Annotated in this window: 4 protein-coding genes; 2 read left to right on the top strand and 2 right to left on the bottom strand. The window is 67.8% G+C overall.

Translation table 11 applies throughout. The annotated features are described in order from the left end of the window. Window positions 1-483: DUF2306 domain-containing protein (locus RMO97_RS12640; protein WP_310541422.1), on the top strand; the 483-nt coding region annotated here is incomplete at its 5' end. Window positions 484-555: 72 nt separating this feature from the next. Continuing rightward, window positions 556-1,194 (top strand): glutathione S-transferase family protein, encoded by a 639-nt coding sequence (locus RMO97_RS12635; RefSeq protein ID WP_310541421.1) that lies wholly within the window; start codon window positions 556-558, stop codon window positions 1,192-1,194. Here RMO97_RS12635 and RMO97_RS12630 read toward each other — a convergent pair. Together RMO97_RS12630 and RMO97_RS12625 are read right to left on the bottom strand one after the other, a co-directional pair. Further along, entirely contained in the window at window positions 1,163-1,555 is a 393-nt protein-coding gene (locus tag RMO97_RS12630; protein WP_310541420.1) for a VOC family protein, read from the bottom strand. The genes RMO97_RS12635 and RMO97_RS12630 overlap by 32 nt on opposite strands. Beyond that, window positions 1,552-3,150: elongation factor G (locus RMO97_RS12625; protein ID WP_310541419.1), on the bottom strand; the 1,599-nt coding region annotated here is incomplete at its 5' end. The genes RMO97_RS12630 and RMO97_RS12625, both read right to left, overlap by 4 nt.

Here is a 3,150-nt window from a genome sequence, read left to right as displayed (position 1 = left end):
GCCCGACCGTGGCTGGCGCTGCATGCCGCGCTGGCGGGGGCGGCGCTGATGATCGGGCCGTTCCAGTTCCTGCCCTGGGTGCGGAACCGGCGCAGTCTTCACCGCACGTTGGGCAAGGCCTATGTGGCCAGCTGCCTGATCAGCGGCCTGGCCGGGTTCATCCTGTCGTTCGGCAGCACCGCTGGGCCCATCGCCGGCTTCGGGTTCGGGACCCTTGCGGTGGTGTGGATCGCCTGCACCGGCCAGGCCCTGCGCATGGCCCAGGCGCGCCGGTTTGAAGAACACCGCCAGTGGATGATCCGCTCCTTCGCCCTGACGTTCGGCGCGGTGACCCTGCGGCTCTATCTGCCCTTGTCGCAAGTGATGGGGATCGAATTCCTGGACGCCTATCGCGCCATCGCCTGGCTGGCCTGGGTTCCGAACCTGATGGTCGCAGAGCTCTATCTGCGCCGCGAGATGACAAGAGTCGGGGTCGCCGCCTGACGCCCCGCGTGCTGCTGACATAGGGCTGTCAGCACCGACGTGGTTATTGGCGCCCAGAGCAGGAGCCCCGCCATGTCTGACGAGATCGTTTTCTACACCAATCCCATGTCCCGCGGCCGCGTAGTCAGGTGGATGCTCGAGGAAGTGGGCCAGCCGTATGAAACCGTGCTGCTCGACTTTGCTGGACAGACCAAGACGCCGCAGTACCTGGCCATCAATCCCATGGGCAAGGTGCCCGCGATCACCCATGGGGGCACGGTGGTCACCGAGTGCGGCGCGATCTGCGCCTACCTTGCCGACGCCTTTCCGCAGGCGGGCCTGGCTCCGCCGTCAGGCAGCCGCCTGCGCGGCGCATACTATCGCTGGCTGTTCTTTTCGGCCGGTCCTATCGAACAGGCCATCTCGATGTTCGCCCTGCAGGTCGAGGTTCCGACGGAACGCCAGATCATGGTCGGCTACGGCACCATGCAGGCGGTCCTCGACGCTATCGAGGGCGCCGTGAACGACCGGGAGTTCCTGGTCGGCGACAGCTTCACTGCGGCCGACCTCTACGTCGGCGCGCATCTCGGCTGGGGGATGAGCTTCGACGCCATTGAGAAACGCCCCGTGTTCGAGGCCTATGTGGCGCGGCTGCGCGCCCGTTCGGCCGCGATCCGCGCCGCAGCGATCGACGACGCGCTCATGCCGGCGCCGCCTGCGCCGGCTGGATGAGGTCCCATTTCGTCCCGCACAGGTCTTCGAACACCGCCACTGAACCATAGGGCTCATGGCGCGGGGCTTCCAGGAACCTGACGCCTGCGGTCGTCAACCGGCGATGGTCGCGGGCGAAGTCATCGGTTTCCAGAAACAGGAACACGCGCCCGCCCGACTGGTCGCCGACGCGCGCGGCCTGTTCGCCGACCGCTCGGGCCAGCAGCAAGGCGGCGTCTGAACCGGGCGGCCGGACCACGACCCACCGCTTGCCGTCACCCTGATCGGTGTCCGCCACAAGGTCGAAGCCGACCTTGTGAACGTAGAACGCGATAGCATCGTCGTAGTCACGGACGAGGAGGGCGGTCAGAGCGAGCTTCAATGCGCCCTGGCGCCCTGCGCCGCCTCGTCGGCCAACCGTCCATGCAACTCGCTCATGTGATCGAAGTCGGCTTCGAAGGCGCCCAGGCCTTGGGTCAGGCCGCGAAGTTCCGCGATCAGGTCCTGGCGTTCGCTCTGGGGCAGGTAGGCCTCGATCCGTTCCCAGCCACGCCAGTCCTCGCGGGGGCTCAAGCCCAGGATCTGGCCGCGCCGGGCAGTGAGCGCGGACGTGACGTTCGAGGCGCTGGGCGATGGCGAGTAGACTGTCAGCTTCTCGATGGGCTCCAGCAACACGGAGCCGGTGACCTTCATCGCCTCTTCAATGGCGAGGCGCCCGGCCATGCGGAAGGCCATTTCCGAGGAGTCGACGCTGTGGGTCATGCCGTCGGTCAGGGTGACTTCCAGGTCGGTGACCGCAAATCCGAGCGGCCCCCTTGCCAGGCCGTCGCGAACCCCCTGCTCCACCGCCGGGATCCACTGTTTGGGCACCGCGCCGCCGACGACCCTGGACTGGAACACGATGCCGGAGCCGCGGGGAAGGGGGCGAACCTCGATCGACACGTCGGCGAACTGGCCATGGCCGCCGGACTGCTTCTTGTGCCTGGCCCGCTGGCTGGCCGCCTTGCCCAGCGTCTCGCGGTAAGGCGTGCGGGGCAGGACGGTGGCGATCTCGACGCCGGACCGGCGCTTCAAGCGCTCCAGCGCCAGGCGCACATGGCCTTCGCCCTGACCGGCCAACAGGATCTGGTGCTGTTCAGCGTCATGGGTCAGCGACAGACCAGGGTCCTCATCGACCAGCTTGGTAAGCGCGCCGGAGAGGCGGACATCGTCGGTGCGGTTCCTGGCCATCAGGGCCACGGCGAAAAGCGGACGCCGGCCCTGGGGCGCCGCCTTCGCGGTCTGGGGCTTGCCGGTGGTCGACAGGATCTGCCCGGCGCCGGCCTGTTCGACCTTGCCGATGGCGCAGATGTCTCCCACCGCCGCCTTAGCGACCTTTTTCAGTGTCCCGCCCTGGACTTGCGAGAGACCGCCCGCCCGGCTCTTGCCGCCGTCGGCCAAGACGACGTCAGCGCCGTCGGTCAACGGCGCGCCAAACACCCGGGCATAGGCCAGTTTGCCTGACTGGCCGGCGTAGGCTGCCTTCAGCACATAGGCGCCGCGATCAATGCCCAGACGCACCGCGGCCTTGGCCGCCGGGGGCGTCTCATGGCGGAGCGCCTTCAACAGCCGGCGGACGCCAAACCCGTTCAACGCCGAACCAAAGAAGACGGGGGTGATCAGGCCGTCGGCCATCTCGCGAACCAGATCGGCGAACACCGCGTCGCGGCTTGGGATGACGTCGGACAGAAGTTGTTCCAGGAGATCGTCGTCGAAGTCGGCGATCTGTTCCAGCATGTGGAAGCGGGCGTCGGCCTCCTCGGCCTGGAGATCGCCGGGGATATCCACCTGCTCCGAGGCCTTGCCGGGCCGGTAGACGAAGCAGCGCTCCAGCGCCAGGTCGATGTAGCCGCTGACCTTGTCGCCGCTCCACGTGGGGATCTGGCGGGCGACGAGGGGGGCCGAGGAGACGGGCGCGAGGGCTTCCAGCAGCTCCTG

Source organism: Phenylobacterium sp. (assembly GCF_031425575.1).
Classification (GTDB): domain Bacteria; phylum Pseudomonadota; class Alphaproteobacteria; order Caulobacterales; family Caulobacteraceae; genus Phenylobacterium.
The sequence above is the reverse complement of the archived record's forward strand: the minus strand, read 5'-3'. Positions and strand labels throughout refer to the sequence as shown.

Bases quoted from the DNA above. Each gene is read 5' to 3' on its own strand.
- RMO97_RS12635 (WP_310541421.1), top strand. From the start codon at position 556: ATGTCTGACGAGATCGTTTTCTACACCAATCCCATGTCCCGCGGCCGC.